Origin of the sequence: Clostridium beijerinckii (assembly GCA_003129525.1) — a bacterium.
Classification (GTDB): Bacteria; Bacillota; Clostridia; order Clostridiales; family Clostridiaceae; genus Clostridium; species Clostridium beijerinckii_D.
This window is the reverse complement of sequence record CP029329.1, coordinates 2296159-2319232: the sequence shown is the minus strand read 5'-3', so window position 1 is coordinate 2319232 and position 23074 is coordinate 2296159. Positions and strand designations below refer to the sequence as shown.

The 23074-nt window shown below is 28.8% G+C and carries 21 protein-coding genes; 3 read left to right on the top strand and 18 right to left on the bottom strand.

Features of this window, described 5'->3' with window-relative positions; translation table 11 throughout:
* The first annotated feature begins 139 nt into the window (after positions 1–139).
* The gene (locus DIC82_10280) at positions 140–1123 is read left to right on the top strand and encodes a hypothetical protein (protein AWK51391.1); all 984 of its coding nucleotides are present in this window, start codon (positions 140–142) and stop codon (positions 1121–1123) included.
* A gap of 169 nt (positions 1124–1292) precedes the next feature.
* Here DIC82_10280 and DIC82_10275 read toward each other — a convergent pair whose 3' ends face one another.
* Positions 1293–2723, bottom strand: coding sequence for an adenylosuccinate lyase (locus tag DIC82_10275; protein ID AWK51390.1), 1431 nt, complete (start codon positions 2721–2723; stop codon positions 1293–1295).
* Positions 2724–3074: 351 nt separating this feature from the next.
* Here DIC82_10275 and DIC82_10270 point away from each other — a divergent pair, with 351 nt between their 5' ends.
* Positions 3075–3293: a DUF378 domain-containing protein gene (locus tag DIC82_10270; GenBank protein AWK51389.1), complete on the top strand. Its 219-nt coding sequence runs from the start codon at positions 3075–3077 to the stop codon at positions 3291–3293.
* A 166-nt stretch (positions 3294–3459) separates the two neighbouring features.
* Here the strand turns inward: DIC82_10270 and DIC82_10265 are convergent, their stop codons facing one another.
* The 8 genes from DIC82_10265 to DIC82_10230 all read right to left on the bottom strand — a co-directional run bounded on the left by DIC82_10265 (position 3460) and on the right by DIC82_10230 (position 13198).
* Positions 3460–3720, bottom strand: coding sequence for an HPr family phosphocarrier protein (locus DIC82_10265; protein AWK51388.1), 261 nt, complete (start codon positions 3718–3720; stop codon positions 3460–3462).
* A 123-nt stretch (positions 3721–3843) separates the two neighbouring features.
* Entirely contained in the window at positions 3844–4104 is a 261-nt protein-coding gene (locus DIC82_10260; protein AWK51387.1) for a stage V sporulation protein S, read from the bottom strand.
* Between the two features lie 290 nt (positions 4105–4394).
* On the bottom strand, positions 4395–5936 hold the full coding sequence (gene rny, locus DIC82_10255) for a ribonuclease Y (protein AWK51386.1): 1542 nt from the start codon (positions 5934–5936) through the stop codon (positions 4395–4397).
* 298 nt (positions 5937–6234) lie between these two features.
* Complete coding sequence (recA, locus tag DIC82_10250; protein AWK51385.1) at positions 6235–7347, bottom strand: recombinase RecA; 1113 nt, start codon at positions 7345–7347, stop codon at positions 6235–6237.
* A 193-nt stretch (positions 7348–7540) separates the two neighbouring features.
* Positions 7541–8131 (bottom strand): CDP-diacylglycerol--glycerol-3-phosphate 3-phosphatidyltransferase, encoded by a 591-nt coding sequence (pgsA, locus tag DIC82_10245; GenBank protein ID AWK51384.1) that lies wholly within the window; start codon positions 8129–8131, stop codon positions 7541–7543.
* The gene (gene rimO / locus DIC82_10240) at positions 8115–9509 is read right to left on the bottom strand and encodes a 30S ribosomal protein S12 methylthiotransferase RimO (GenBank protein ID AWK51383.1); all 1395 of its coding nucleotides are present in this window, start codon (positions 9507–9509) and stop codon (positions 8115–8117) included. The genes pgsA and rimO overlap by 17 nt, the downstream gene beginning before the upstream one ends.
* Positions 9510–9936: 427 nt before the next feature.
* Positions 9937–12324 carry a cell division protein FtsK gene (locus tag DIC82_10235; protein AWK51382.1) on the bottom strand — a complete coding sequence of 796 codons (2388 nt, stop codon included), beginning with the start codon at positions 12322–12324 and terminating at the stop codon, positions 9937–9939.
* A 169-nt stretch (positions 12325–12493) separates the two neighbouring features.
* Positions 12494–13198, bottom strand: a complete 705-nt coding sequence (locus DIC82_10230) for a Clp protease (GenBank protein AWK51381.1) — start codon at positions 13196–13198, stop codon at positions 12494–12496.
* 320 nt (positions 13199–13518) lie between these two features.
* Between DIC82_10230 and DIC82_10225 the strand changes: the two genes are divergently transcribed.
* Positions 13519–14049 carry a GNAT family N-acetyltransferase gene (locus tag DIC82_10225; protein ID AWK51380.1) on the top strand — a complete coding sequence of 177 codons (531 nt, stop codon included), beginning with the start codon at positions 13519–13521 and terminating at the stop codon, positions 14047–14049.
* Between the two features lie 122 nt (positions 14050–14171).
* Here the strand turns inward: DIC82_10225 and DIC82_10220 are convergent, their stop codons facing one another.
* The 9 genes from DIC82_10220 to DIC82_10180 form a co-directional block, all read right to left on the bottom strand.
* Positions 14172–15368: an aspartate kinase gene (locus DIC82_10220; GenBank protein AWK51379.1), complete on the bottom strand. Its 1197-nt coding sequence runs from the start codon at positions 15366–15368 to the stop codon at positions 14172–14174.
* A 16-nt stretch (positions 15369–15384) separates the two neighbouring features.
* Positions 15385–15666, bottom strand: coding sequence for a YlmC/YmxH family sporulation protein (locus tag DIC82_10215; GenBank protein AWK51378.1), 282 nt, complete (start codon positions 15664–15666; stop codon positions 15385–15387).
* Between the two features lie 66 nt (positions 15667–15732).
* Positions 15733–17040 (bottom strand): peptidase M16, encoded by a 1308-nt coding sequence (locus DIC82_10210; protein ID AWK51377.1) that lies wholly within the window; start codon positions 17038–17040, stop codon positions 15733–15735.
* A 48-nt stretch (positions 17041–17088) separates the two neighbouring features.
* Positions 17089–19194 (bottom strand): polyribonucleotide nucleotidyltransferase, encoded by a 2106-nt coding sequence (locus tag DIC82_10205; protein AWK51376.1) that lies wholly within the window; start codon positions 19192–19194, stop codon positions 17089–17091.
* Between the two features lie 235 nt (positions 19195–19429).
* The gene (locus tag DIC82_10200; protein ID AWK51375.1) at positions 19430–19693 is read right to left on the bottom strand and encodes a 30S ribosomal protein S15; all 264 of its coding nucleotides are present in this window, start codon (positions 19691–19693) and stop codon (positions 19430–19432) included.
* 120 nt (positions 19694–19813) lie between these two features.
* Positions 19814–20749, bottom strand: a complete 936-nt coding sequence (locus DIC82_10195; protein ID AWK51374.1) for a bifunctional riboflavin kinase/FAD synthetase — start codon at positions 20747–20749, stop codon at positions 19814–19816.
* A 56-nt stretch (positions 20750–20805) separates the two neighbouring features.
* Entirely contained in the window at positions 20806–21681 is an 876-nt protein-coding gene (locus DIC82_10190; GenBank protein ID AWK53067.1) for a tRNA pseudouridine(55) synthase TruB, read from the bottom strand.
* 50 nt (positions 21682–21731) lie between these two features.
* Entirely contained in the window at positions 21732–22709 is a 978-nt protein-coding gene (locus DIC82_10185; protein AWK51373.1) for a DHH family phosphoesterase, read from the bottom strand.
* Positions 22709–23059 (bottom strand): 30S ribosome-binding factor RbfA, encoded by a 351-nt coding sequence (locus DIC82_10180; protein ID AWK51372.1) that lies wholly within the window; start codon positions 23057–23059, stop codon positions 22709–22711. Before DIC82_10180 ends, DIC82_10185 begins: the two co-directional genes overlap by 1 nt.
* Positions 23060–23074: the final 15 nt, after the last annotated feature.

The following is a 23074-nucleotide window of genomic DNA, read 5'->3' as shown; positions in this document are numbered from 1 at the left end:
ATTCTTGTTTTTTTATTATCCTTAAATTCGACTAATATTATGTTTTTTATCATATATTTTATATTCTTGTTTTGATATATTTTTATAATGTTATTAATAAACATATATTAATGATTAATTTATAATAGGAAATATATATATGCTATCAAAAAGTTTATATAATTTATGTCTTCTCATATCTACTCCCTACGAAAACCTAAATTTATTTTCAAATGAAATTTGTGATTTGGATTATCCTATACTTGAAGAAATATATTTAAAGAAACTATTTAATTTTAAATGGAGAAAAAAACTGAATTCTTCATTTAAAAACTTTCAATTTGACTATATCTATGAGATATTAGATCAAAACTCTAATTTTATTAAACTAAAAATTAATTTAAAGATTTATTTTATAGTAGAAAATTCTCCAAATAACATATGTTCTACTAGCATCCAAGAATATATTGTAATTTTGGAATACTTACACAACAAATTTAAATTTCAGTATTTAATTGAAAATGAAGAAAATCCACTTTTATATAACTATGCATTAAAAACTGACTTATCTCATATAGACAATTTGATTTTTTCTAAAAAACAAAGTTTAAGCACGAATAAACTTTCTTCAATCGACTTATTTTATGAAGTTTTTATGACCTCTAGTTTCTTTTCCGCTAATAATAGTAGTCAACGTAAAGAGTCAAACTTTAATATCTCAGAGGCTTGTAATTATGCAGAAACTTTTGCATTAAACCCAAATCCTAATTATAAATCTTTTGAAGATATTGGCGGTGACTGTACAAATTTTATTTCTCAAATCCTTTATGCAGGTGGAGTTAAGCAAACTAAAGCTTGGAGCCCCTATACTAACTCTTGGATTAGAGTTGAAGATATTTATTTATACCTAACAACAAACAAATTAGCCACTAAACTCCCTAATGAAACTTCATTATCTAAAGGATGCTTAATTCAATTTTATACGCCTCAAATCGGAAGATTTTTTCATAATGGATTTATTACTTACGAACTTCCAAATAATGATTATCTTTATTGTTGTCATAGTTATAATAAATTAAATTATCCACTTAGTGAAATCTTCCCAAATAGGTACCCAACGCTTAGAGCATTAAAAATAAACTAATATGGCATGTCAAAATAAAGGGTACTCTCATGCAACACTTCGCAAAAGAGTACCCTTTATTTCTATTTTGTATGTATTTAACAGTATAATTGAAATTTTAAGTTTGAGTATCTATATTATTGAATCAAAATGTTATTCTTTTAGATATATTAGCAAACTCATTAAAATATTAAACAGTTATCTCACTCTTAATTTTTAATGCATCTTTATTATCATTTATAATTGGATCCACATATTCATCAATAAATTCTGTAACTTGGCTTGGTGATCTTCCAACAAACTTAGTAGGATCAATAATACCTAAGATTTCTTCCTTAGTAAGACCAAATGAACCATCATTTATGATTCTATCTATTAAGTCGTTATCTAAACCTTCACCCTTTACTCTTTGAGCTGCTGCCATTGAGTGAACTCTAATATTTTCATGTAACTCTTGTCTATCCTTACCTCTTTTTACAGCTTCCATCATTATATTTTCAGTAGCCATAAATGGTAACTCATTTAATACATGAGAAGCTATTACCTTCTCGTATACTACCATGTTTTCAGAAATATTTATGTACAGATTTAATACTCCATCTAATGCTAAGAATCCTTCAGCAACAGATAATCTCTTATTAGCTGAATCATCTAAAGTTCTTTCAAACCATTGAGTTCCTGCAGTTATTGCTGGATTTAATGAATCTACTATTACATATCTAGCTAATGCACTTATTCTTTCACTTCTCATAGGATTTCTCTTATATGCCATAGCTGATGATCCTATTTGATTCTTTTCAAATGGTTCTTCCATTTCCTTCATACTTTGAAGTAATCTTAAATCATTACTGAATTTGTAAGCACTTTGAGCAATTTCTGATAAAGTATTTAAAACTATTGAATCAAGCTTTCTTGGATAAGTTTGACCTGTAACTCCAAAGCTTTTATCAAATCCCATTTTCTCTGCTACCATTTTATCTAATATCTTAACTTTACTTTCATCACCATCAAAAAGTTCCATAAAACTTGCTTGTGTTCCAGTAGTTCCTTTAACACCTAGAAGCTTTAATTTTGATATTACAAAATCTATATTTTCAATATCCATTACTAAATCTTGCATCCATAATGTAGCTCTTTTACCTACTGTAGTTAATTGAGCTGGTTGAAAATGCGTAAAACCAAGTGTTGGCATATCTTTATATTCTAATGCAAAGTTTTTCAAATGATTTAAAACAGTAACAATTTTATTCTTTATCAAATTTAAAGCATCTCTCATTATTATAACATCAGTGTTATCTCCAACATAGCACGATGTAGCACCTAGATGAATAATTCCCTTAGCAGATGGACATTGAAGACCATATGCATATACATGACTCATTACATCATGTCTCACTTCTTTTTCTCGTTTTGCTGCTTCTTCATAGTTTATATCATTTATATGTTCTTTAAGTTCTTTTATTTGCTCATCTGTTATATTTAATCCTAATTCTTTTTCACCCTCTGCAAGAGCTACCCATAATTTTCTCCATGTTGTAAATTTCATGTCATCTGAAAAAATGAAACTCATTTCTTTAGATGCATACCTTGAATTTAAAGGTGTGCTGTATAAATTTCTCATTAAAAAACCTCCACACGAATATATTTTAAGCTTTTTGTTTCAATATTCGTATTATATCATATTTTTTTCATTTTTGCCTATTAAAATTTTATTTTATGATAATCTATATTTCATTTTTCTTTTAAAGTTACAGTATAAGAAATAATAGACCAATATATTTAGCTGTATGTTATGATATTTTATTTCATGTTCCCAAATTATTCACAAATTAAAGTTTAACTTTTTGTTATTATTGTCTCTTATATTCATATAAATATAATAAGACACATTTAAAAATATAGATTTTCATCTTTGGACTGTTATTTTCTTTCATATGCCTAATATTTATATAAAAGATTGGAGTGAAAAACTGTGTGTAAACTAAATATTTTCGATAAGCTTTCTTTTTTGCTAGTTTTTATAGGATCTATAAATTGGGGAACAATAGGATTATTCGACCTAAACTTATTAAACATAATTTCTTTAAATAGTCCATTAATAGAAAGAGTGATCTATATTCTTATATTCTTTGCTGCTATAAATTTAGTTATGTTATTATTCAGATGCAATTTAATTGTTGATGAAAATTAAATATTTACTAAGAATGTGCAGAAAATAGATATACTAATACTATTAAAATATTTTTATGATAAGTTCAGCTAAGATTCAGATAGGGATTAAACCCGATTCGAATAAAATTTTACTTGATTCAAAAGAAAAAGGTTCCATATTAAAAATATGGAACCTTACTTGTATATTAGTCTTCTAAAGTTTGAACTAATTTTACAATTTCTTCAACTGCTAAAGCTTCGTCATCTCCTGAAGCTACAACTTTAATTAAAGCATCTTTAGTTACTGCTAAAGATAATACTCCGATTAAGCTTTTAACATTTGCTTTCTTACCGTTATATTCTATACTAACGTCAGATTTAAATGATGAAGCCTTTTTAACTAATAATGTTGCTGGTCTAGCATGAAGACCAGATGAATTTTTTACGGAAACTTCTTTTGCTATCATATTATACACCTCTTTACAAAAAATTAAATAAATATAGCATTTAACTATTATAGTATAATCGTTTTTATAAATAATTTCAACTTAAATATCACTAGTTCTTCATTAATTTGAAAATAAATTTATTTATCTAGGTTGTACTATTAATTTTATAGCTGTTCTTTCTTCTCCATCTATTATTATATCTGTAAATGCCGGTACACAAACTATATCCTTTCCACTGGGAGCTATAAACCCTCTCGCTATAGCAATTGCCTTAACAGCTTGATTTATCGCACCTGCTCCCACTGCTTGCATTTCTGCAATGTTCTTTTCTTTTATTATTGCTGCGAGTGCACCTGCTACAGAATTAGGATTTGATTTTGTTGATACTTTTAATACGTCCATTTTTGTTATTCCTCCTAGAATTTATTATGCAAATCGTTTACATTAGATATATTCTATAACTTTTCTAAAAATCCTTCTTATAATTCGTAAAATTTGTAATTTTTTTCATTTAGTTGATTATTATTAACATTATAGATGTTACAAATTAAATTTACATATTATATTTCATTTACCCACGTGAAAAAATAATGGGTAAAATATATTCATATACTTGCTCATTATTTTTTTGAATGCACCTTATATAAAAAGAGAAGTATATTTTATTATATAAACAAAATATACTTCCTCTTTTACTTAGCAAAATCTACTGCTCTAGTTTCCCTTATCACATTAATTTTAATTTGTCCAGGATATTCAAGTTCTTCCTCGACACTCTTAGCTAAATTATGTGCTAATTCAATTGTCCCAGCATCATCAATCTTATCTGGTTTAACAATAATTCTAATCTCTCTACCAGCTTGAATGGCATATGACTTTTCTACACCTTCATGTGAATTTGCAATTTCCTCTAACTTTTCCAATCTCTTAATGTATGCTTCTAATGTCTCTCTTCTAGCCCCTGGTCTAGCTGCTGATATTGCATCTGCTGCTTGAACTAGTACGGCTTCTAAAGATTGCATTTCTACATCTGAATGATGCGCGGCTATTGCATTTATCACTAATGGTGATTCATGATACTTTTTAGCTAGATCTCCACCAATTAAAGCATGAGGCCCCTCTTGTTCTTGATCAACTGCTTTTCCAATATCATGTAGCAATCCTGCCCTTTTAGCTAGAGTAACATCTAAACCTAGCTCTGAAGCCATTAAACCAGCTAAGTATGAAACTTCTATGGAATGTTTTAAAACATTTTGACCATAACTTGTTCTATACTTTAATCTACCAAGAAGTCTTATAATTTCTGGGTGTAGTCCATGTACACTAGTTTCAAGGGCTGCTTGTTCCCCTTCTTCTTTTATACTATTCTCTACGTCCTTAGTTGCTCTTTCAACCATCTCTTCGATTCTTGCTGGATGTATTCTGCCATCCACTATTAACTTTTCTAGTGCCATTCTTGCAACTTCTCTTCTAATCGGATCGAAGCTAGAAAGAATAACTGCTTCTGGAGTATCATCTATAATTAAATCAACCCCCGTTAATGTTTCTAAGGTTCTAATGTTTCTTCCTTCTCTACCTATTATTCTACCCTTCATCTCATCATTCGGTAGTGCAACAACGTGTACAGTTGTTTCAGACACATGATCAGCAGCACATCTTTGGATCGCAGTTGTAATTATTTCCCTTGATCTCTTGTCTGCTTCTTCTTTTGCCTTACTTTCAATATCTTTTATCATTAAAGCAGCATCATGTGTAATTTCTTTTCTAATTTCATCTAAAAGAATTGCACGAGCTTCTTCACCAGAAAGGGCTGATACTCTTTCAAGTTCCGCTCTTCTATTCTCATAAAGTTTCTGTACCTTTGCTTCTACTTGTTCTACTTCAAGCATTCTTTCATTGATTGTTTCGTCTTTCTTTTCAAGAAGTTCACCTTTTTTATCAAGCGATTCTTCTCTTTGGATTACTCTTCTTTCAAGCCTTTGAATCTCACTTCTTCTTTCACGAGATTCCTTATCAAAATCATTTCTTAATTTATGAAGTTCTTCCTTTGCCTCAAGGATTGATTCTTTCTTAGCTGTTTCTGCATCCTTTTTAGCTCTAATTAAAACTTCTTCAGCTTCTTTTTCAAGCGATTCAACTTTAGTTTTTGACGCATTTTGAATCGTTTTATAAACCAATATTCCTAATACCAATAAAACTATTACATCTATTAATATCATTAACGCTATTCCCACATAAACACCTCCCAATTTATTATTTTCTCATTATATTCTAACAAGAAAGTATAGTAGGTGTCATACTCTTCGCACTGCATTTTGGAATATGATAAACCAGTATTCCCTTTTATTTTATATTAAAAATAAAATTATGTCAAGTTTGCTCATATAATGGTTGCATCCTCATTATACTGTATAATACTTAATTCTAAATATAGCTACATAGTGCTAATCAGCACAAATGTAGCTATATTATTCATTGCATTTACTAGTACATTAATGCAATAATATCATATTTATTTTTTGTCATTAAATTCTATTTTTTTATATCTTTAGCAACGTCTTTAACTGTATCATTTTTATTATCTTTAGTTTCATTAACTTTATCATCTTTAGTTTTGTCTGATATCTTTTCTTTCACTAGTTCTGCTAATGGAAGATTGTATTTTTCTCTTATTTTATTTTCTATTTCTAATGCTACTTCTGGATTTTCTTTTAAATATATTTTAGAATTTTCTCTTCCTTGACCTAATCTTATATCACCATAAGAAAACCAAGCTCCACTTTTTTGAACTATTTCTTCTTTTACTCCAACATCTACTATGTTACCATTTCTAGAAATTCCTTCATTGTACATAATATCAAACTCTGCTTGTTTAAATGGTGGAGCTACTTTATTTTTTGTTATCTTAATTCTTGTTCTATTACCAATCATTGCATCGCCTTGTTTTATAGAATCTATTCTTCTAATATCCATTCTTACTGATGCATAAAATTTTAATGCTCTTCCCCCAGTTGTTGTCTCTGGAGAACCAAACATAACTCCAATTTTTTCTCTTAATTGGTTAATGAATATAGCAACGCAATTAGTCTTATTTATTGATCCAGCAAGTTTTCTTAAGGCTTGTGACATAAGTCTTGCTTGAAGACCCATATGTGAATCTCCCATTTCTCCTTCAATTTCGGCTTTAGGCACGAGTGCCGCAACAGAATCTACTACTAAAACGTCAATTGCTCCTGAACGAACTAAAGCTTCTGCAATTTCAAGACCTTGTTCTCCTGTATCAGGTTGAGATATTATTAAACTATCTACATCAACGCCAAGCTTTTGAGCATAACTAGGATCTAAAGCATGTTCTGCATCTATATATCCTACAGCCCCACCTTTTTTTTGTGCTTCAGCAGCTATATGAAGGGCAATTGTAGTTTTTCCTGAACTTTCTGGTCCATAAATTTCAATAATTCTACCCTTAGGTACTCCGCCAATTCCAAGTGCTATATCTAAATCTAAACACCCAGTTGATATGGCCTCCATTTTTGCAATGTTGTGATCTCCAAGTATCATTACCGATCCTTTTCCAAATTGTTTTTCTATATGACCCATTGCACTTTCAATTGCTTTTAATTTCTCTGCATCTATATGTCCCATAATATTAAATTCCTCCCATCGAACTTACGTTCTGTCTTTATTATAAATTACTTGTAAAGTATAGTCAATAATTAATTCTAAGAAAAATTCCTTCTTTAAATTCATTAAAAGAAGGAATTATCTAATTTATATCCACTTTTTATATTCTTAAACATAATTTTTATTTATAATTTAAATTTTCCATTCATTTATTTTATTTATCAATAGACACAGCTTCCTTATTTTTTTTAAAATAATCATAACCTGAAATTAAAGTTATAATAACTGCAGCCATAAGCATAATAGTTGGAACTATTACAAAAAATTCCCTTAAATAATAATTATCAGCCACAAAATGTCTTAGATCTATTGAATCATGTATATTTACTTTCAATAGCAATAAAATTATAGCTATTATTTGTATTACAGTCTTAATTTTTCCCCACCAACTTGCAGCAATAACTCTACCTTGTGCTGCTGCTATTGATCTTAATCCAGAAACAGCAAATTCACGTGCAATTATAACAACTACTGCCCATGCTGGTACTACATGTAATTCAACTAATGAAATTAATGCTGTAGTAACTAATAATTTATCTGCTAAGGGATCCATGAATTTTCCAAAGTTAGTTATTTGATTTCTGCTTCTAGCAACATATCCATCTAACTTATCAGTTATTGACGCTAAGATAAATATGAAAGTAGCTATAAAACTTCCATATGGAATATCTTTCGTAGCTATAAATAACAAAAATACAGGAACTAAAAATATTCTAATTAAGGTTAACTTATTTGCAAGATTCATCAACAACAACTCCCACTAAATCGTAATCCATATTCTCAATTATTTTGACCTTTATAAATTCACCAACTTCTATCTTTTTCGATGATTCAAATAATACACTTGCATCTATATCAGGAGCCATTTCGTAGCTTCTTCCATAGTAACACTTACCATTATATCCCTCAACAAGAATATCATATAACTTTCCAATTTTCAATTTATTTATTTGTTCTGATATACCCTTTTGTACTAACATTAATTTTTCTTCTCTTTTTTTCTTGACTTCTTCTATTATCTGTCCTTCCATTATTGCCGCTGGAGTATCTTCTTCTTGAGAATATGTAAACACTCCTACTTTATCAAGCTTATATTCTTCGATAAAATCAATAATTTCATTAAAATCTTCTTCAGTTTCTTTCGGAAATCCAACTATAAAAGTTGTTCTTAATATAATTCCTGAAATTTTTTCTCTTAATTTGTTTATTTTATTTATTATATCTTGCTTACTTGTTTTTCTTCCCATAAGCTTTAAAATATTATTACTTATATGTTGAATTGGTAAATCTAAGTACTTTACAACTTTTTCATTACTTGCAATTTCATCTATAAGTTCATCATATATCTCTTCTGGATAGCAATAAAGCACTCTAATCCACTTAATTCCTTCAACCTTAGATAACTCTCTAAGTAATAGATGAAGACTTTTCTTTTCATAAATATCACTGCCATATAAAGTGGTATCTTGAGCTATAAGTATTATTTCTTTAACTCCACTTTCGCTTAAATCTTTAGCTTCATTTATAATATTTTCCATTTTTCTGCTTCTAAATTTCCCTCTTATTTTAGGAATTATACAATATGTGCAAAAATTATTACATCCCTCAGCTATTCTAATATACGCACTTTCTTTTTGAGTTGTAAGAATTCTTTTTCCTTCATTAATATTTTCATCAGAGTAATTTAAAAGTTCTGAAGCAATTCTATTTCCCTCTATAAAATCTGTTATAAATTCATTTATTTTATTATAATCATTAACTCCAAGCATTATATCTATTTCAGGTATTAAATTTCTTAATTCTTCCCCATACCTTTGAGTAAGACATCCTGTTGCTATAAGTAGTTTACATTTATAATTAATTTTATAATTTGCCATTTCGAGTATTGTATCAATAGATTCTTGCTTGGCACTTTCTATGAATCCACATGTGTTTACAATAATTATATCTGCATCTTTAGGATTGCTTGTTATTTCATATTCACTGCTCATCCTACCTAATATTATTTCTGAATCAACTCTGTTTTTATCACAGCCTAAACTAACCATTCCTACTTTATATTTATTTGATATAGTATTGTGTTTTTCTTTTACATTTATTATTTCTATTTTATTCTCACTCAAGTCTTTATATCCTCCTGTATTCTAATAGTTCTAATTATAACAAATTAAAACTATATTTTACAAGCTACTATTGCAATATATACTATTACATTACATAAAAATCATTTAATTATTGGACTTTAAGTACAAAAAAATAAAATTATAGTGAATATATACTCTATATATTTTATCTTAATCTAAAATGCCCCTTTGATATACATTATCCCTTAATGTACATTATGCCACTCTTTTTTTTATGTAATGTAGCAAGTTCCACTCATAGCAAGCTATAAGTGAACTTATCAAATTAATATATAAAATAGACAAGCTTCCAATTTGTTATTTTTTGAACATTTCGTAAACTTATTTTTTAAAATTAACATAAATTTTAATTTAATTTCAAATTTTATTTGAATTTATACATTTTTAAAAGCAATTTAAAAATACCTTAATTATTTTCATTATTATCATCTAAAAGTTGTTGCCTTGTAATAAGCACTTGTCTTGGTCTACTTCCATCCTTTTCAGATATAATTCCTCTTTCTTCTAATTGATCCATGATTCTAGAAGCTCTATTAAATCCTATTCTAAATTTTCTTTGAATAAATGAAGTTGATGCTTGACCATACTCTATTACCGCATTTATTACCTCATTAAGTAATTCATCTACATCATCATTATTTTGACCTGACTCTGATGATTTCGAATCTGTCGCACTATTAATGTGATCAATTATATCTTCTTCATAATTACTATCACCCTGTTCACTTTTAATAAATGAAACAACTTGTTCTACTTCTTCTTCAGATATAAAACAACCTTGAACTCTAAGAGGTTTGCTTTCTCCAACAGGATAATATAGCATATCTCCTTTTCCAAGAAGTTTTTCTGCACCTGATCCATCTAAAATGGTTCTTGAATCTATTTGAGATGAAACAGCAAAGGATATTCTAGATGGTATATTAGCTTTAATAACTCCTGTTATTACATCTACTGATGGTCTTTGAGTTGCTATAACCAAATGCATACCAGCAGCTCTTGCCATTTGAGCTAATCTTCCAATATAATCTTCCACATCATTTGGACATACCATCATTAGGTCAGCAAGCTCATCTACGATTATAACTATATAAGGAATCTTTTGTTCTATAATTCCTTTATTAAATAATTCGTTATAAGATTCCATGTTTCTAACTCCGCAATCTGCAAAAAGCTTGTATCTATTGGTCATTTCATTTACTGCCCAATTTAAAGCTGCCGCTGCCTTTTTAGGATCTGTTACAACAGGAATTAGAAGATGTGGTATTCCATTATAAACATTTAATTCAACAACTTTAGGATCAACCATAAGAAGTTTAACCTCATCAGGATTATATTTATACAGTAAACTTATTATAAGTGAATTTATACATACACTCTTGCCTGAACCAGTTGCCCCTGCAATTAATGTGTGTGGCATTTTGCTTAAATCTCCCACAACACATTTGCCAGAAATATCTTTTCCAAGTGCAAATGCTAACTTTTTCTTAGAATTAATGAATTCATCATTTTCTAATACTTCTCTTAAAAATACAGGAGTTTGTTTTCCATTTGGAACTTCTATACCAACTGCTGCTTTTCCTGGAATTGGAGCTTCTATTCTTATTCCTGAAGCCGCAAGTCCTAGTGCTATATCATCTGATAAGTTTACAATTTTACTAACTTTAACTCCTGGACTTGGTTGAAGTTCAAATCTTGTAACAGACGGACCTTTAGTTACTTGAGTCACCTTTGCATCAACGCCAAAATTCGATAATATCTCTTCAAGTTTATTTGCATTTTCTATCAACTCTTTTTTATCCGTACTATTAAGTTTTGTATTAGCATTTAATTTTAATAATTCTATAGCAGGATGTTTATACTCTTTTACCTCTTTATGCTCAGACATATGTTCTTGTATCTCTTTATTAACCACATCTTTAACTTCATTATCTAAATTCTCTTTTTTACGGGTATGATTTTGTCCTGTCTTTTCTAAGAAATTATCTATTTGAATATCTGATGAAATTTCAGCTTTTAACTGTGGCAGAGTTTCTTCTTCCTCATTCGAATCCTTCATAAAATCTAAAATTTTTATTTTTTTATTAACTCCAGATAAAAATGCTTCTTTTTCAATTTTGTTTTTTTCTTCACTTTCATCTTTTTCTACTATGTTTATGAAGTTTTCACGAGTTTTTTTCTCCGAGTTTTTTTCTCTTTCTTTCATCTTTTTATTTCTATTATTTCTTATTTTTTCTCCTTTGTTATATGCCTTTATACCTAAATCATATAAAGTAATATCAAAGATTAAAATAACAGCTATTATTGAAAAAGCAAGGAGAATTATATATGTTCCTAATACTCCTACCATTTTATAAAGTGGATAACATATAAGATATGATATTATTCCTCCATGGACAGTTATAGTATTATCACTAATTATCCATTTTATGTTTTCAAAAAAATTAATTGGATTATCTAAGCCTTGAATATTTATAATTCCAAATATTAACGTAATAACAACTACTAATATGCTTATTCCAAAAAATTTCTTATTCAACTTAATATTCCCTCTTGTCTTTATATATTCAAATCCAAAATATATTAAATAAATAGGCAATACATTTGCACCTATACCAATTACTGTATACGATATTCTTTGTGCTAAAGATGATAATATTCCAGCTAAAGATGTATATATTGCTATTCCAAGTATTATTCCTGTTGCAATATACACTATTCCTACTATATCCGGATTTATTGTATTGTCATCTTTTTTGCTTTTCACAGTGCTATTTTTGCCTTTAGTCCTAGCCAACTTAAATCACCTCATATTTTTTATTCTACATTAAATAATTATTATCCTCTATTTTTATTAAATATACTTACTTCAACGTATATTTAGTAAAATCAAACGTTTATTCTCCTTTAATAAGATAACACTAAAAACAAAAATCGGCTATAGATTTTTTCTATAACCGATTTTCTTATTTTTCTATAAGTTCATTAAGTTTATCTAAAGCATCATGTATTCCCCCAACTTTGTCAATCAGTCCACAGTCTACTGCCTGCTTCCCAATTAGCATTGTACCCACATCATTAAGTAAATCATCTGTTTGTAACATAAGCTTTTCTAAAGTTTCTTGCTTTATATTTGATGTTCTTACTATAAATTCATTTACTCTCTCTTGCATCTTTTTAAAATATTCAAATGTTTGAGATACTCCAATTACAAATCCATTCATTCTCACCGGATGAACTATCATAGTTGCAGATGGAGTAATAAATGAAAAATCTGAAGATGTTGCAAGGGGCACACCGATAGAATGTCCCCCACCAATCACTATAGAGACTGTGGCTTTAGACATACTACGAATCATTTCCGATATAGCAAGACCAGCCTCTACATCGCCTCCAACAGTATTTAATACTATGAGTAACCCCTTAACTTCATCATTTTGTTCAATATCTATTAACTGAGGTATAATGTGTTCATATTTGGTGGCTTTTGTTTGTGGTGGAAGAACTGAATGTCCTTCAATTTGACCAATTATAGATAAAACTTGAATTTTTTTATTTGGATTTGTTAAATCTGTATTTCCAAGTTCCTTAACATTTTCTATTTTATCTTGTACTTCCGATTTATTTTTTTCTCTTTCTGAATCTTCGCTCTTAAAAATATTTTTATCCATAAAATAATTCCTCCTCTATATACTTTTATTTTGTACAGTAGGAATTATTTTATTCATGGTTTTAATTTATGGCTATGTTTTAAATCAATGAAATACATTCATATAGCAAAACAAAAGATTTTTCAAATATAAAATTAATATATCGCATAAGATATTTGGTGAATTATGATATAATTGCATAATATGAAACATAATCTAATAACCAATAATAGATAACTACGTAGCGGTAATTTATTACGACACATTAAATTATATAATGGCAAATTTCTATATTTTATTATAAAATTAATTTAATATATATAGTTGGAGGAATGAAATTTATGAAGAATTTTTTAATTAAAGAATGTAGTTTAGAAGATATAGAAAAACTTAAATACATAAGTGAAAAAACATTTTATGAAACATTTTCTAATGAGAATACAAAAGAAGATATGGAAAATTATCTAAAAGAAAACTTTTCTTATGGGCAGTTAGAGAGTGAAATTAAAAATAATGGTTCAAGATTTTACATAGTTGAAAATAACAAAGACGTAGTTGCATATATGAAACTTAATTTTGACAAAGCGCAAACAGAGACAGAGCATCATAACACATTAGAAGTTCAAAGAATTTATATATTACAAGAATTTAAAGGTAAGCATATTGGCAAAAGATTAATACAAAAAGCTATAGAAATCGGAAAAAATAGTAGTATAACTTACATTTGGTTAGGCGTATGGGAAAACAACATTAATGCGATAAAATTTTATGAAAAGCAAGGATTTGAAAAATTTGATACACATATTTTCAAATTGGGTGAAGATGAGCAGACAGATAATTTAATGAAATTAATGTTACAAACTTATTTATAATAAATAAGTTTCCAGCGAAATTTTCTTAATCCGCTGGAACATTGTGACCCTTGTGGTTATAAACATGTATTCAATTTCTATGGATTAACACCTACATATGATTTCCACTATGGGTATCTATATTAAAGCTTAAAAGTTTTATGTAAAACATTTATTGCCTCTTTTTCATTCTTAGAGTGAACTAAACACCAAATTGTCATATGCGAATCTGCAGTTTGCAGCACTTCGATATTACTGTCACTTAAGGCCTTTATTATCTTCGCCATAACACCTGGTATGCCCTTCATTCTTGATCCAATAACAGCCACTTTGCTACATTCTTCTATCAAATTATATTTCAATTTAGCATTATTTAAAATTTCTATTAAAGTATTTTTATCTTTTTCAGTTATAGTAAAAATTTGTTCACTTGGAAATATATTTATTAAATCTAAACTGATTTTATTTGCTGCAGCTAAATCTAAAACATTTTTATATTTAACATTTTCTTTGTTTTCATAGGCTTTAATAGAAACTTGAACCCTATTCTTTTGGCTGGTAATTCCAGTCATAATTCTATCCTTGCCTTTATCACCAAAATTATTTATTAAGGTTCCTTTGCAATCACTCATAGTATTCTTTATTAATATAGGAATATTGCCTTCCATTGCAATTTCTACAGCCTTTGGATGAATTACAGTAGCACCTTTATCAGCTAGTTGAAATACTTCATTATAACTTATTACATCAATTAAATTAGCATTTTCAACTATTCTTGGATCAGCTGTCATAATTCCATCTACATCAGTATATATTTCAATAGCTGAAGCTTTAAGTGCAACTCCTAAAATAGAAGCTGTAGTATCGCTTCCACCTCTACCTAATGTAGTTAAATATCCATTTTCTGTAATCCCTTGAAATCCTGTTATTACAGGAACTCTTCCTTGTGACACTAATTCTAAAATCTTATCCGGTTTTACTTCAATACAAGTGGCATCTGTAAAATTGTTATCAGTTAATATTCCTGCTTGCCCACCAGTAAGTGGCATAGCATCGATTCCAGCACTATATAAATCGCTACTCATAACAACCGAACTTATAGTTTCTCCACAACACATAAGTAAATCTTGAGCTAATTTATTTGTATTTTTAAATTTATCATCTATTAATGATAATAATGTATCTGTAGCATATGGTTCACCTTTTCTTCCCATTGCAGATACTACTAAAACAGGACTATATCCATCCTTAATTGCATTTTTAACCTTTTCTATGACTTGTTTTCTACTTTCATCAGTTGATACTGAAGTTCCTCCAAATTTTTGTACAATTATTTTCACTGTTTTTTCCTCCTAATTATAGCTTAACCTTTTTTATCACTTCATCATCTGCATCTAATATAATAGTTTTAGCCCCAATCTTTTTCACACACTCCCATGGAATTTCCAAAAAATCTTTACTACTAAAAAAATTAAACTTTCCTCCACTTAAATTAACTATTAAATATTTGAAATTTCCTTCATCATCTATTATTAAATCATTATTTAATAGATAATCATACTTTTCTCCATCATTAATATTTATAAGTTCATATCTTTCTATATCACTCAAATACTTGATTTTATTTTCTTCACTCATAATAAAAACCTCCTTTAGCACTCATAAAATAATATGAATAAAGGAGGTGTATTATTACATTATTTTTTATAGCTTAAACTTCTTATTATTTTTAGAGTTATCATAAGCCTTGGCGTTTTTTAAAATTATAGAATCTAATTTATCATATTCTACGTCTTGCCCAACATAAGCAGTATTTAAAACTCCCTTTTTGAAGCATCTATCTAAAACATACTGAATATTATCTTTACTTATATCATCTATCTTTTTTATAACTTCTTCTTGGCTCTTTATCTTATTTCTAAAAAGATATGTTTTTGCATTGGAAAACATTCTTGAACTAGTACTTTCTAGTCCTAAAATATAATTAGCTTTAATTTTTTCCTTATTTATCTCGAGTTGTCTATCAGTTATTCCATTTTTACTAAATAAAGAAATTTCTTTATCTATAACTTCTAAAGCTTTCTCTCCATAATTTCTATTTAAACCTGCATATATATTTAATGTACCAACACCTTGAAATGGTTGTAAATATGATGTTATAGAATAACATAACCCTAATTCTTCTCTTACCTTTTGAAAAAGAATTGATGATGCTCCACTTCCAAATATATTATTAAGAAGTACTAGTGCATAATTATTTTCATCGCCATAAGGTAATCCCTCTAAACCTAAAGAAATATGAAGTTGCTCAATTTCTTTTTTAGCATATGCAGAATCAATATGTATTATTGCTTCATTATATTCTGGTTTATATTGATTTTTATTTTCCCAAGAACCAAAGTATTTATTGATTAAATCTTCTAATTCTTTTTCATCAAATTTACCACAAACTGATATTACAGAATTATAAGGAGTATACTTTTCACTGATAAAATTCAGTATTTTCTCTCTAGTAAAAGATTTTACCAAAGGTATAGTCCCAAGAATTGGATATCCAAGTGAGCCTTCTCCAAATGAAGCTTTAGAATGTACATCATCTAATACATCTTCTGGTGAATCATCGCTCATATTAATCTCTTCAATTACTACACCTTTTTCTTTTTCTATTTCTTCTGAATCAAATTTTGCATTTAACATTATATCTGAAAGTACATCTAATGATAAATCCAAATGAGTATCTAATGCCTTAATATAATAACAAGTAGCTTCTTTACTTGTAAAAGCATTAATTTGTCCACCTACATTTTCTATTTCTTCCATAATACCTTTAGAAGTTCTTTTATCAGTTCCTTTGAATAGCATATGCTCAATGAAATGCGATATTCCATTAACCTCTAAACTTTCATTTCTTGAACCATTTTGAACCATAACTCCAACACTAATAGAATTTAAATATTCTATTTTTTCAGTGACTACTCTCAATCCATTTTTAAGGGTATATGTATTATACATGTTTTATTTGCCCTCCTTCTTAGTAAAAAAAAAGGCAATTAATTGCCTTTATTTCTCATCTTTATTTTCTTGTTCTTCTAGAGCATCTTTTCTTGAAAGATTTATTCTGCCTTGGCCATCAACTTCTGTAACCTTAACTAAAATTTCATCTCCAATAGATACTACATCTTCTACTTTATTTACTCTTTCCTTAGCTAACTTAGAAATATGAACTAAGCCTTCTTTTCCAGGTAAAATTTCAACAAATGCTCCAAAAGTAGTTATTTTAGTAACTTTTCCCAAATAAACTTCTCCAGCCTTAAACTCTTTAGTTAAAGCTTCTATTATCTTAAGTGCTTTTGTAACACCTTCGTGATCAGTTGAACTTACAAATACAGTTCCATCTTCTTTTATATCAATTTTAACACCTGTATCTTGTATTATCTTATTAATAACCTTACCACCAGCGCCAATTACATCTCTTATCTTATCTGGATTTATGTTCATTGTTTGAGTCTTTGGTGCATATAATGAAACATCTTCTCTAGGTGCATTCATACATTCATTTATTTTATCAATTATAGTAAGTCTTGCTTTTCTAGCATCGCGAATTGCATTTTCTACTACATTAAAACTGAAGCCATGAAGCTTAGTATCAACTTGAATTGATGTTATACCTTCTGTTGTTCCTGCTACCTTAAAGTCCATATCTCCAAAGAAATCTTCTATTCCTTGAATATCAGTTATTACTGCTTCTTCTGATAAGTCATCTGATGTGATTAATCCCATTGCGATACCTGCAACTGGTCTTTTAAGAGGTACACCTGCATCTAATAATGCTAGTGTTGAACCACAAACTGATGCTTGAGAAGTTGATCCATTTGAACTTAAAACTTCTGATACTAGTCTAATTGTATATGGGAATTCTTCTTCTGATGGAAGTAAAGGTAAAAGAGCTCTTTCTGCTAATGCTCCATGACCAATTTCACGTCTACCAGGTCCTCTTAAAGGTTTTACTTCTCCAACACTATATCCTGGGAAATTATAGTGATGCATATATCTTTTAGATTTCGTTTCATCTATTCCATCTAATATTTGAATTTCGCTAATTGATCCAAGTGTTGCAACAGTCATTACTTGAGTTAATCCTCTTGTAAATAATCCTGTACCATGTGTTCTAGGTAAAATACCTACTTCACAACCTAAAGGTCTAACTTGATCAAATGCTCTTCCATCAGGTCTTCTCTTCTCCTTTAAAAGCATGTTTCTTACAACTTTCTTTTGCATTGTGTAAAGAACTTCTTTTATATCCCCTGATTTGTCAGCATATTTTTCGCCAAATTCTTCATTAACTTTTTCATTTACTGCATCTATAGCTGCATTTCTTGGATCTTTCTCCATGATATACATTGCTTCTTTAACCATATCTTGAGCAAAATCTTTAATATCTTTTTCAAGTTCTGGATCTACAGTATATAATACTGGTACATCCTTTTTCTTTCCAAATTTAGCTACAGCTTCTTCTTGAAACGCAATGATTTTTTGACATTCATCGAATCCATATTTAATAGCATCTATCATGATATCTTCTGGTATTTCATCTCCACCAGCTTCAACCATCATTACTCTTTCTTTTGTAGCACATACTGTTAGAAAAAGAGTACTCTTTTCACGTCCTTCAGTATCCGGATTCGTAACAAATTTACCATCTATAATTCCTACTTGAACTGCAGCAGCTGGAATTGTATATGGAATACTTGAAAGGCATAGTGCAAGTGATGCTGCATTAATAGCTAATATTTCTGGCAAGTTGTCGTTTTCAACAGATACTATTGTATTAACTACTTGAACATCATTTCTGTATCCCTTAGGAAATAGAGGTCTTAGAGTTCTATCAACAGCTCTACCATTCAATATAGCTCTTTCTGATGGTCTTGCTTCTCTCTTAATAAATCCACCAGGAATTTTACCTACTGCATATAATCTCTCTTCGTATTCAACACTTAGAGGAAAGAAATCTATTCCTTGTCTTGGCTGTTCTGATGCATTGACATTAGTTAAAATTACTGTGTCACCATAGCTAGTAAATGTTGCTGCATTTGATAACATACCTACTTTTCCGAATTCAACTTTCAATACTCTTCCAGCGATTTCAGTCGTTAGAACGTTATTCATAATTTGTGACCTCCCTTTAGGTTCATCTCATTTTTATACTTATATTTTATAGGCGAAAAGTTATTGATTTCGCTTAATAAGTTCCTGGTTGTGCTGCGCACTCTTTTTATATGTGAAATATTCTTAATTGCGCTTACGCGCTTTTTTATATGTGAAAAGTTCCTAGTTGTGCTGCGCACTCTTTTTATATGTGTATATTTTTAAAATAATAGAGCGGAAAACTCCGCTCTAAAAATTATCTTCTTAAACCTAATTCTTTGATTAAAGTTCTGTATCTTTCGATATCTTGATCGCTTAAATAGTTTAAAAGACCTCTTCTTTGACCAACCATCATTAATAGTCCTCTTCTTGAATGGTGATCTTTTTTGTGAATCTTTAAATGTTCAGTTAAAGATTTGATTCTTTCAGTAAGTAATGCTACTTGAACTTCTGGTGAACCAGTGTCCCCTTCACTTCTTCCAAATTGTTTGATTAATTCTAATTTTCTTGCCTTATCCATTATAAGTGCACCTCCGTGTATTATATTAATTATCCCCTAGTTCCAAGTAAAAAGATGGCACCTTAAAACTTAGAATTAGGTTCTATGTGTTATTATATCAAAAGTAACTATTATTGTAAACTATATTATTAAACTCGACATGTAATTCTCGTCTTGTGCAAAAGATTTATCCTTTTGAAGTTGATCTTTTAGCTCTTCTAAGCTATTGAATTTTTTTTCATCTCGAATTTTTTTTATAAAACTTATATCTATTTTTTCTCCATATATATCTTTATCGAATTCTAATATATATGTTTCTATTGTTAAAGCTTTGCCATCTACTGTAGGATTATTCCCTACAGATGTAATTGACTTATATATATTATTATTTACCTTTATATTGGTATAATATACACCAATTTTAGGCAATATAAAGTTTTGATTATATTTTAAATTTGCTGTTGGAAAACCTATGGTTCTTCCAAGTTGCTTTCCATGAATAACTTCTCCACTTAATGTATACGGTAAATCAAGCATTTTACTTGCATCTAAAACTTCTCCATCTTCTAAAGCTTTCCTTATTCTAGTGCTACTTATAACCTGAGTCTTATATGTACATGGCTCCATAACATATAATTCATATCCATATTCATTTTGTAGTTTTCTTAAAAGCTCTACATCACCTAGGTTTTTATATCCGAATTTATAATTAAATCCCACAACAAATCCCTTTACATTGTACTGAAACACCAAAAACTCTATGAATTCTTTAGGTGTCATTTTCATAAATTTAAAATTAAATTCTTGAAAACAAACTATATCTACTTTATGGATTTTTAGAATTTCAGCTTTTCTATTATTATCCATCAAAAGTTTTGGCGCCTCTTCTTTATTTATAAAAGTTCTAGGATGATTTTTAAATGTAAAAACCATACTTTTCCCATTATTTTTTTTTGCAACTTCTACTACTTTATATATTAAAGAAAGATGCCCAATATGGAGTCCGTCAAAACTTCCAAGAGCTATATAATTATTAGAATTTTGAATATCTTTTAAATCTTTATCTATAATAATCATGTCTTTACTCCTAAATCAAAGCATATCAGGCATGTAAAATAACAAGTAAAATATGCCTAAAGCAACAATTTTTCAATTTTAAAGCCTTCATCATATTGTTTTCCAATACCTATGAAAATTTCTTCACTATCATATACCCTATACAAAACATTTTTTTCTCTCTTCTCATTTGTTAATCGCATGTCAAACACTTTAACTCCATTTACTAGTAATTTGGTAAATGAACTGTTTACCGTGATTTTAGGATAAAATGAAAGAGCTTCTTCAATCGTTATTATATAATCTTGTATATTTTCTTTAGTTAAATCTTCTATATTAACACTATCTTCTTGTTTAAAAATTGATGTTTCAGATCTATTTAATGCTGCCATAGTTCCGCCTACATTTAGTTTCTCACCAATATCATAACATAAACTTCTTATGTACGTTCCTTTTGAACAAGTTACTGTCATATCTACATATGGCAAATCAATTTTCAAGTCAGATATATTAAATATATTAATTCTTCTAGCTTCTCTTTCTATTTCAATACCTTGCCTAGCTAAATCATAAAGCCTTACTCCATTTTTCTTAAGTGCAGAATACATTGGTGGAACTTGATCGTATTCTCCAATAAAAGATAATACAACTTTTGAAACCTCATCTTCTGTAAGAAGTTCTGTTTCTCTTGTTTCTACTACTTCACCTTCTAAATCATACGTAGTTGTTTTAGTTCCAAGTAATAATTTAACATTATATACTTTTCTGCTATTCATAATATAATCTATAGTTTTAGTAGCTTTTCCAAGGCAAACTGGAAGAACTCCAGTTGCTTCAGGATCCAAGGTACCAGTATGTCCAACTTTTTTTTCATTAGCTAAAAATTTTATCTTTCTAACTACATCAAAAGAAGACATTCCTTTATTTTTGAAGACATTTAACACTCCATTTATATGTGAAGTTTTTATTTCCTTCTTCATAATTGAAGTTTCTACTCCTTGTTTCATAAGTGCATCTCTTCTTTAAGTGTCTTTATTAAATTTTCTTTTGCTTCCATAATATGAACGCCCTTTTGCATAATTCCAGCAGCCTTTATGTGGCCACCACCACCATATACTTCAGCAACTTTTCGTACATCTACATTATTTTTAGATCTTAAACTTCCTTTAACACCATCATCAACTTCTTTTAAAAGCACAGAAACTTCCACACCTTTAATTTCAAGACCAACTGAAATTATATCTGAAGTATCAGTATTTGGTAAATTAAAATCTTCTAGCATTCCTTTTGGTATCTGAAGGACTGCTACCTTGTTGTCTAAAACAAGTTCTATATTAGATAAAACACTTCCCATTAATTTCACTTTGTTAAAAGGCTTATTATCAAAAAGATTGCTATGAATCTTACTGTTATTCACTCCAATTTCTATAAGTTCTGATACTATACTATGAGTTCTGCTTGTGACATTTGAATGTCTAAAAGAACCTGTATCTGTTAAAATACCTGTATAAACTGCATTTCCTATAGCTATATCAGTAGCAGTTTTTTCATTAAAATTAATACCTAATTCTTTTATTAGCAAATATGCTATTTCACATGTAGCTGATGCTTTTACATCAACATAATTAATAAATCCATAATTTTCATTAGAAATATGATGATCTATATTAATTATTTTACCATCATAATTACTTAAATTTGCAGATATTCTTTCAAAATTACCACAATCTAATACTATTACTAAATCAGTATTTATTTTAGGCTCTATAGCATTATTATTTACTTCATTGAATAGAGAAAGGAAAGAGAAGTTATCAGAAATAACATCTCTTGATATAATATAACAATCCTTTCCTAAATATCGGAGTGCATTAAGCAATGCTAATGCGCTACCTATAGCATCTCCATCTGGAGATGTATGAAATGACAAACCAATTCTTCTTGACTTTAAAATTTCTTCTTTTATCGCCCTAAAATTCATTATTCTTTACTTATCTTGTGAATTAATTCATCCATATGCATACCATAGTTTATAGAATCATCTAATTCAAAAATTATTTCTGGGGTGTGTCTTAAATTTATTTTTTGGCCTACTGATTTTCTTACGAATCCACTTGAACGCTTTAATGCCTCAAGATTAATTTTCTTTTCTTCATCATCTTTAGAGAATATACTTACATAAACCTTAGCATATCTTAAGTCTTTAGTAACTTTAACATCAGTAACTGAAATCATAGCTGTAAGCCTTGGATCTTTAATTTCATTTTGAATTAAATTACTGATTTCTCTTTTCATTTCTTCGTTAATTCTTCCACCTCTATAATTAGCCATGTTTATTTCACCTCT